This is a genomic window from Sporosarcina sp. E16_8 (genome assembly GCF_017347095.1).
Taxonomy (GTDB): Bacteria; Bacillota; Bacilli; order Bacillales_A; family Planococcaceae; genus Sporosarcina.
Genome location: NZ_JADPRZ010000046.1, coordinates 19,356 through 27,025 on the forward strand (window position 1 = coordinate 19,356; position 7,670 = coordinate 27,025).

At 38.9% G+C, this 7,670-nt stretch carries 9 protein-coding genes and 1 pseudogene; 9 read left to right on the forward strand and 1 reads right to left on the reverse strand.

Features of this window, described 5'->3' with window-relative positions:
* Nucleotides 1-11: 11 nt before the first annotated feature.
* From flgL to I2484_RS17535, 7 genes and pseudogenes are all read left to right on the forward strand, one after another.
* The gene (gene flgL, locus I2484_RS17505; protein WP_207152354.1) at nt 12-866 is read left to right on the forward strand and encodes a flagellar hook-associated protein FlgL; all 855 of its coding nucleotides are present in this window, start codon (nt 12-14) and stop codon (nt 864-866) included.
* Between the two features lie 54 nt (nt 867-920).
* Complete coding sequence (locus I2484_RS17510) at nt 921-1,475, forward strand: DUF6470 family protein (protein ID WP_207152355.1); 555 nt, start codon at nt 921-923, stop codon at nt 1,473-1,475.
* A 124-nt stretch (nt 1,476-1,599) separates the two neighbouring features.
* Nucleotides 1,600-2,043 carry a flagellar assembly protein FliW gene (gene fliW / locus I2484_RS17515; RefSeq protein ID WP_207152356.1) on the forward strand — a complete coding sequence of 148 codons (444 nt, stop codon included), beginning with the start codon at nt 1,600-1,602 and terminating at the stop codon, nt 2,041-2,043.
* A 4-nt stretch (nt 2,044-2,047) separates the two neighbouring features.
* Nucleotides 2,048-2,269, forward strand: coding sequence for a carbon storage regulator CsrA (csrA, locus tag I2484_RS17520; protein ID WP_207152357.1), 222 nt, complete (start codon nt 2,048-2,050; stop codon nt 2,267-2,269).
* 348 nt (nt 2,270-2,617) lie between these two features.
* Complete coding sequence (locus tag I2484_RS17525) at nt 2,618-3,346, forward strand: flagellin N-terminal helical domain-containing protein (protein WP_207152358.1); 729 nt, start codon at nt 2,618-2,620, stop codon at nt 3,344-3,346.
* A gap of 345 nt (nt 3,347-3,691) precedes the next feature.
* Nucleotides 3,692-3,805, forward strand: a pseudogene (locus tag I2484_RS17530) (flagellin); the annotation flags it as partial.
* A 64-nt stretch (nt 3,806-3,869) separates the two neighbouring features.
* Nucleotides 3,870-4,208, forward strand: coding sequence for a hypothetical protein (locus I2484_RS17535; protein WP_207152359.1), 339 nt, complete (start codon nt 3,870-3,872; stop codon nt 4,206-4,208).
* A 763-nt stretch (nt 4,209-4,971) separates the two neighbouring features.
* Here I2484_RS17535 and I2484_RS17540 read toward each other — a convergent pair.
* Complete coding sequence (locus I2484_RS17540; RefSeq protein ID WP_207152360.1) at nt 4,972-5,307, reverse strand: hypothetical protein; 336 nt, start codon at nt 5,305-5,307, stop codon at nt 4,972-4,974.
* A gap of 134 nt (nt 5,308-5,441) precedes the next feature.
* Here I2484_RS17540 and I2484_RS17545 point away from each other — a divergent pair, with 134 nt between their 5' ends.
* Together I2484_RS17545 and fliB are read left to right on the forward strand one after the other, a co-directional pair.
* A complete protein-coding gene (locus I2484_RS17545) occupies nt 5,442-6,044 on the forward strand; it encodes a hypothetical protein (RefSeq protein WP_207152361.1) in 603 nt (200 codons plus the stop codon).
* Nucleotides 6,045-6,153: 109 nt separating this feature from the next.
* The gene (gene fliB, locus I2484_RS17550) at nt 6,154-7,374 is read left to right on the forward strand and encodes a flagellin lysine-N-methylase (RefSeq protein WP_207152362.1); all 1,221 of its coding nucleotides are present in this window, start codon (nt 6,154-6,156) and stop codon (nt 7,372-7,374) included.
* The last annotated feature ends 296 nt before the right edge of the window (nt 7,375-7,670 follow it).

Genomic DNA, 7,670 nt, shown 5'->3' on the forward strand with positions numbered 1-7,670 from the left:
GCAACAACTAAATGCGCGTAACTCAATCAATGCTATCCAATAATATGCTACGGAACCTTTCCACGAGCTACAATAATATGGGCAAACTACAAGATCAGCTTAATACGGGAAAAAAAGTTAATCGTCCGTCAGATGATCCCGTCGTCGCCATGAAAGGCATGGGCTACCGCATGCAAGTCGACAAAGTCGCTCAATACCAACGTAATTTAGGTGAAGTCAACAACTACCTTGACAGTTCGGATGACGCGCTAGATAAAGTTGGACAAGCGATGCACCGTGCGAAGGAACTTGTGACAAGTGCTGCGAATGGCACAATGACGCCAGAAGACAAAGAAAAGGTACAAAGTGAACTTGATCAGCTACGAAAGCATATTCAAGACATGGCCAATACAAAAGTTGGGGATAAGTATATATTTAGCGGAACGAAGACCGCATCGCCACTCCACAATGGTACTGACTATGAAACGGATCCAGCATTCTCTAAAAGCGTAGAAATTGAAGTGTTCGATGGCGTTTCATTAAACGTAAATACGGATGCGGCGGCACTCTTCAAAGGCATTGATGATATGTTCGCCACATTTAATACCACCACTGACTTTAGTGCTGCAATCGCACAAGTCGACGCCAACATGGACAAAGTACTAACAACACGTGCCGACATCGGTGCACGCCAAAATCGTGTTGAAATGATGGGGAATCGCTTAGAATCTCAAGAAGCCTCTGCAAAAAAACAAATGAGCGAAAACGAAGACATCGACTACGAAAAGGCAATCACTGAAATGCTAACACTAGAATCAATCCATCGTGCCGCGCTTTCTGTCGGCTCTCGTATTATCCAACCGTCTCTAGTAGACTTTTTACGATAAAATAGAAAAACGATCTTTCCATGTGGAAGATCGTTTTTTCAAAGGATGAGAAAAATGAACATCCCACAACTGTCAGTAACAACAACAAAAGCCCAACTAGGTTTGACCACCCAACAACCAACCCAACAAATAGAACAACCAAAAGCAACACTAGATATCCAACAACCAAAAGCCGAAATGATAATTAACACAACAAAGTCGAGACTATCCATAGATACGACTCAAGCACGTGCAGATATGGACTTAAAAAGTGCCGCCCGCCGTACAGAAGAAGTCGCCCAGTATGCCCGTTCAGAAGTCACCAATGGAATCGCTCGCCGTGCACAAGATGGCAGTGAAATGATGAGAATTGAAAACGGCGGAAATCCAATCCAGACATTTGCCGAAAGAGCATTCAGACAACCCTATAGCAGTTTAAACGTGAAGTTCATCCCGTCCTATGGCAGTGTCAAAGTTTCATTTGAACCCGGCAGTGTGGATATTCGAGTAGAGCCTCAACAAGTGATTAATAACAGCTCAGCGAATAAACCGATTCATACATATACACCAGGAAAAGTAACAACAGAGCTACTTCAAAAACCATCCATTCAGATTGATTGGAAGGTCTAACTAACATACTCAATGCCAAGCATATTCAGAGGCAAAGAAGATACCGGCTGCCAGACACAGACATCCATTCGCGTTCCTCAGCGAATTGTGGCAAAGCCTGGCACCCCAAAAAGGAGGAAAAATTATGAAAATCCAATCCACAATCCTAGGAGAAGTAGAAGCATCCGAATCCGAAATCCTCACATTCGAAAACGGCTTACCAGGCTTCGAAAACGAAAAAAACTTTATACTACTCTCTATAGATGGAAATGAAGTCTATCAAATTCTCCAGTCCATCAATTCCAAAGAAGTTGGCTTTGTTACAGCAAATCCCTACTTATTTACAAACGACTATACTATTGATTTGGATGAATCAACCGTAGAGACCCTTAACATAGAGTCCGAAGAAGATATAATTGTCTTAACAATCGTCACAGTCAAAGAACCATTCAACACCTCAACCGTAAACTTAAAAGCACCCGTCATCATCAACACAAAAACCAAAAAAGCAAAACAATGCATTCTGGAAAACGCGGCATATCCAATCAGATATGCCATCGAAGCCAACATGCAGAAAGACAAGGGGTGACGGAATGCTCGTATTATCTCGAAAAAAAGGTGAATCCATTTGGCTCGGAGATGAAATCGAAATTACCATCAGTGAAATAAAAGGCGACCAAGTCCGAATCGCCATCAACGCACCCAAAAACATCACCATTCTACGGGGAGAACTAATAAAAGAAGTATCAGAATCCAACACAGAAGCCGTTAAAATAGACGGTTTTATAGACTTTCTTAAAAATGAAAAAAAATAAAAATCCGGGTGCCAGTTACCGACTCAATTCACGTTCCAAAAGGAAGGCATTCTAAGTACGCCACATCCAAAGGTGCCTTAATTTCTGCAAAGAACGCAGAAATTAAGGCAAACCGAACCCTTCGCAGTTCGATTGGCAACGAATGCATGACCAACATCCTGTTGGCCTAATTGTGGCGGCAACTGGCACCCATTTTAAAATTAAAATTTATTTCTATTAAACATTCTAAAAGGGAATCCGATAATAGAGTTGTAGCGAGGAAAACGGGGTCCGGCCGGCCCGGTCTCTTCGGTATAAAAAATGTGCTCACAAGGATGTGAGCAACATACATTCAAGGAGGAAATTATAATGAGAATTAATCACAACATCGCAGCACTTAACACACACCGTCAGTTGAATGCAGCTACAACGAACCAATCTAAATCAATGGAGAAGTTATCTTCAGGAATGCGTATTAATAAAGCTGGGGACGATGCAGCTGGACTAGCTATCTCTGAGAAAATGCGTGGGCAAATTCGCGGGTTAGATCAAGCGTCATCGAATGCACAAGACGGTATTTCTATGATTGCAACTGGTGAAGGAGCTTTAAATGAAACTCATGATATTCTTCAACGTATGCGTGAGTTATCTGTTCAAGCTGGTAATGATACGAATACTGCATCTGATAGGGGACAAATTCAAAAAGAAGTTGACGATTTAGTTGCTGAAATTGATCGTATTGCTACAACTACTCAATTTAATACACAAAACCTATTAGATCAAACCGGGGGAACAACTGGTAAGTTCACTTTCCAAATTGGTGCTAATAAAGACCAGAAATTAGATGTTACATTTGCGAAAATGGATTCAGCTTCTTTAGGTTTAACTGCATTGAAAGTAGATACAGATGCAGGAACAGCATCGGCTTCTATTAAAACAATTGATGATGCAATCACGAAAGTATCAGATGAACGCTCTCAATTAGGAGCGAAACAAAATCGCCTAGAGCATACAATTAACAATCTAAATACTTCTTCTGAAAACCTAACTGCCGCGGAATCACGTATCCGTGACGTTGATTATGCTTTAGCTGCCTAAGCAGTGACAAGCACAGTCGTCCTAGCTGGTAACGGCTAGTGAGTATGATCGGGTGAATTGCTGGAAACCCCTTAGAGCTTTTCTTGCCACAACGTAGTTGGAAACAACAAGCGTGACGGTTCGAAAAAAGAAAAGATTGGGCAATCAGCAGCGAAGCTCCTGTCTCGAAAGAGTGGAGAACGTCCAACGACTAGGATAGACCATCTAAGGCTTTGGCTATGATGATGAAATCCATAGGTGAACCAATGTCCATCAGCATTGCGAATCCGAAGCGCCCGACCCCTACTAAGAAATTAGAGGGTGAAGATATAGTCTAGTCATTTATGAAAGTAAATGTTTCGCACGATGGCGAAAGAAATGATGGAACAAACAAAGAATTCTATTCTTGCACAAGCTTCTCAGGCAATGCTTGCACAAGCAAATCAGTTGCCACAAGGAGTTTTACAACTTCTTCGTTAATACTAAATTATATGAAAGGGGCTCTAGCTTTGCTAGGGTCTCTTTTTATTAAAGAGAGATTTTATTGGCTATGTTTAATGAAAATCAAAGGATGAATAACAAGTTTGTTAAAGTTATTCCAATCATTTCAAATCCAATAAATGATAAGATAATAAATTTTTATATAACATTTATTGATGATGTAAAAACAATCAATGGTACATGCAAGATTGATTTCCTTATCAGCATTCCAGAATGGCATAGGAGCTGGTTAGCTCCTATTAACAACCTATGCAAGGAAGATTGGATACAGGAACTGTCAAAACCATTTGATGAAAAGCTTAAAAATGAAATGCCTTTTGTTGCAGAAGAATTAAGTGAATTAGATTTAAAAGGGTTTTACAATCAAAACGTGGATGGATAGTAGATAGTAAATCCGCTGAAAAATCAAGCATATACCATAATATTGAGTATTCATGTAATGATGTTCATCAAAATAGGGCTTCTTTTCGGAGGGAAGTCCTTTTCCTGATTTGGAGGAGGAATAGTAACATGAAAAATTAAACTGCAAAATGTACGAACGATAAAATTATGCGGTCTAGAAATCCGGCCACTCTTTTCAATTGCTAAAACAATACTCACACAGTCGACTAATCGTTAGCCCAGTTTTACGCCGAATGATTGCCAGAGTCGTTCTGTGAATCTCCTCAATAACAATTTGGTATCCATTATGTTCTTTTTTACCCTCAATTAACGGATTGAATATTTTTAGAGCCTTTTGGGTGCAAACTACCTTGTGGATATCGTCAAACAAGGTATGTAACTTATTCAGTTTTTCATTGATTTAATACGCTGGTTTCACTATTTTGAACTTTGTGGGTAAGTAAATAGACGTTCGCTTTGCAGTCGGTCGGAGAGGACGTAAAGGTAAAGCCTTTCTGTCCATCGATCCATGCAACCAGGGTGAGACAAGGTAGAGAAAATAGATGATTTGAAACTGGTCATAGAGTAGAATTCGATTTTGCCCATCCATGACAAAACGAAGGATGAAATTGTTGAAAAGCAATTGAATCAACTACTCATTGTCCTCAGTAGAAAAACCATCAGTCGATAAAATTATTTTGCTAACAGTTTCATTAACTATCTTTAAATTCCCGTCATCCTGATGCCACCATGCCAATGCTCGTTCATCCAGATACTGTTAATAAAGACGAAAGGAAGAACCTTTTTTCTCTTTGATACCATAGCTTATATAAATTTGTAATCACTTCATCCGTCCTTGACTGCACGATGTAGCTTTCAGAATAACCCTTTTTTATTCGCAAATCGATCACTTTTCGATAGGTGGGGGGAAATAGAGGGATGAAATCTTTCAAATGCTCATAGCAATATTCAGCCCATCCAACGTCCTCTGTTCGGTGCATAAATTGAAAGCGAGGTTTTCTTCTTTCCTGCTTCCTAATGCAGCCGTCCCCCAATAACTTTCCGCTTATGTAATTATGAAATCCGCTTGTCTCACTCATCATAGTGACCTCCTTTCGAAATTGAGAACATTCATTCTTATTATACCAAAACTATTTCAAATTTGCCCAATTGAGCCGATATAAGAGATATGGAAATGTGACACATAATAAAATAGTTATTGGAGGAACACCTTATGAAACTTGTGTTTGGGCAACAGCAAATCGACTATAAAAATGTACCATCTTCAGACGATATCATTGGAAAAATCAATGAATTACTTGCAGAAAGTTATCATTTCAGCCATTTCATCGCGGACGGAACAGAAGTTTATGAGCAACATGAAGACTATTTGAATTTGAACGTAGATAGGGTAAAGATATTGGAAGTCGTCGCAAAGACAGAAAAAGAATTTATGAATGATGTACTCCTATCCGCAGAGGACTACCTTAAGCGTGCCAAACCCGAAATTGCGGTACTACCTAAAGGGTTTAACGTCCAGCCAACAACGGGAACATGGACAAGTTTTGAAATGCTGCTAGAGGGTGCACAGTGGTTGAATGACATGTTAGCAGTTATCGGAGATAGTAGAGAACGACCGGAAAACTGGGACGCTTATGCTAGTTTATCGGGTGTGATGCAAGGTGAACTCTCGAAACTTGGAGTAGCAGTCGAAAAAGAAAATCATGAACTGATTGGTGATATCCTTCGTCAGGGGCTGATTCCGAACTTTGAAGCGCTGGAAGTTGAGATTGGGAAGTCGATTGATACACAAGGGACTAGAGCGAATCTTAATTAATTGGTCACGGTAGCTCAATATTCTGTCTTCGTTTTCAGAAGACCACCGCATCAAAACATAACCGATAAATCGTACATAGTGTTTTTAGAAAATTGGAAGGTGTGAAGAAATGGTAGAAAAGACAAGAGAAATCATACTCCCTGAGTACATGTCCCAATTTCAATGTATCGGATCCGCTTGTGAGGATACATGTTGTGCAGGGTGGAGAGTGACTGTTGATAAAGAGACATATAAAAAATATAAAGATACAAGGAACCCTGAAATGAAAACCCTCTTGAATGAAAATGTGAAACGGAATCGTTCAGGTAATTCAGATGAGTCTTACGCTAAGATTAAAATGGACAACTCAGGTGATTGCACGCTTTTAGATGAAGATCATTTATGCAAGATACAAAAAGAATTAGGCCACGAATTTTTATCAAATACGTGCGCTGTATATCCTAGAAATTTGAATTTGGTCGATAATGTAGTCGAAAAAAGCGCGACATTGTCATGCCCTGAAGTGGCAAGACTTGTACTCTTGAATGAAAAAGGAATTGATTTCATTCAAGATGTGGAACCAAGTGATACGAAAGGGTTTTTGAAAAAGAATTCGATGTCAAAAGAACAGCAGGAATTATTTTGGAACCTACGCATATTTACCATAAAAATCTTACAAAATAGAGGCTTCTCGATAGAAGATAGGCTCATCATTCTAGGGCTATTCTATAGGAAATTCGATGGACTTAAGTCGGGGGGGAAAAGTGAGAAGGCACTATCGTTGATGCAAGAGTTTGAAATAGGTATAGACAATGGAAGTTTATCGGATTCCATTAAACAACTTCCCGGAAATATTTCATTTCAAGTAAGTATGTGTAAAAGCCTTCTAGAACACCGGTTAACAAGTCCGATTTCTAGTCAGCGATATGTGGAGTGCTTTAATGAGATGGCTGAGGGACTTGGTATTAATAGTGAATATGTTGAAGATGAAGTAATTCAACGCTATAAAGATGCATATGAAATGGCTTACAAGCCATTCATCGATAATCATGAGTATATTCTAGAAAATTACTTAGTGAATTATGTATTTACGAATTTATTCCCTTTCGATAAAAAAACGATAACAGATAGTTTCGCAATGCTTATTATAAACTTTTCAATGATAAAGTTGCACTTGATTGGAATGGCCAAATACCATAAGGGATTAAATAATGACTTAGTGATTAAGCTTGTTCAGTCTTATTCTAAGACAATAGATCATAATAATGCTTATTTGAAAAACGTTGAAAACCTTTTGAGAGAGCATGGCTACACGACCTTGGCACATATGGTAGTGCTTGTGAAGAGTTAATATAGCAAGATTTCTACTGTAAGCTAAAATTGATAATGTTCAGCTATGTCAGACGCTGTTCGGAAGGTACAAGGCAATTGCTTGCGTAGGCTCAATAAAGGTCGACTATGAATTGAAACTTTTCCTTTTATATGTTAAATTTAATAGTATAAAAGGTATTGATGCAATATGGCTATATTTATTGTCAATACAAGTCCGAAGGGAGTGTCAATATTTATGTGTAAATGACAATCCAACCTTTTCATTGTGAATACACTTATTGCTTTTTTATAACTTACGAGTAGCACTTATTTGCT

Coding starts and splice junctions, on each gene's coding strand:
- flgL (WP_207152354.1), top strand. CDS start 12: ATGCGCGTAACTCAATCAATGCTATCCAATAATATGCTACGGAACCTT.
- I2484_RS17510 (WP_207152355.1), top strand. CDS start 921: ATGAACATCCCACAACTGTCAGTAACAACAACAAAAGCCCAACTAGGT.
- fliW (WP_207152356.1), top strand. CDS start 1,600: ATGAAAATCCAATCCACAATCCTAGGAGAAGTAGAAGCATCCGAATCC.
- csrA (WP_207152357.1), top strand. CDS start 2,048: ATGCTCGTATTATCTCGAAAAAAAGGTGAATCCATTTGGCTCGGAGAT.
- I2484_RS17525 (WP_207152358.1), top strand. CDS start 2,618: ATGAGAATTAATCACAACATCGCAGCACTTAACACACACCGTCAGTTG.
- I2484_RS17540 (WP_207152360.1), bottom strand. CDS start 5,307: ATGAGTGAGACAAGCGGATTTCATAATTACATAAGCGGAAAGTTATTG.
- I2484_RS17545 (WP_207152361.1), top strand. CDS start 5,442: ATGAAACTTGTGTTTGGGCAACAGCAAATCGACTATAAAAATGTACCA.
- fliB (WP_207152362.1), top strand. CDS start 6,154: ATGGTAGAAAAGACAAGAGAAATCATACTCCCTGAGTACATGTCCCAA.